Source organism: Pseudoalteromonas sp. SG44-17 (genome assembly GCF_014164235.1).
Taxonomy (GTDB): domain Bacteria; phylum Pseudomonadota; class Gammaproteobacteria; order Enterobacterales; family Alteromonadaceae; genus Pseudoalteromonas; species Pseudoalteromonas rhizosphaerae.
Genome location: NZ_JACJEV010000110.1, coordinates 1 through 302, shown reverse-complemented (window position 1 = coordinate 302; position 302 = coordinate 1). Strand labels below are relative to the sequence as shown.

Here is a 302-nt window from a genome sequence, read left to right as displayed (position 1 = left end):
TTCATTTGTTCAGTAAACGGCTTAACGGTAAACGTGATATGAATAGGGTCATCAGCATCGGTGGGCCCAAAGCCTCGCGGAAATCCGCCTTGGTGATAATTAGGATGGGTAACCGTAAACTCAATCGATGCATAGGCGTTGGGCTGTAATAAATCCAAACGCTCCCGTGGGAAGGTAATTGGCTCATTAGCATAGGCAGTTTTAAAATATTTATAACCAAAATCAATACCACAACTACTATGACCACACGACTCTGAATAGGCCGACTTTATCAAAAAAGGAAATTCTGGCACTGAGCCATC

1 pseudogene is annotated in these 302 nt (G+C 43.0%); it reads right to left on the bottom strand.

Annotated features, from left to right (window positions below):
- Positions 1 to 302 (bottom strand): annotated as a pseudogene (locus H5182_RS22120) (hypothetical protein); the annotation flags it as partial.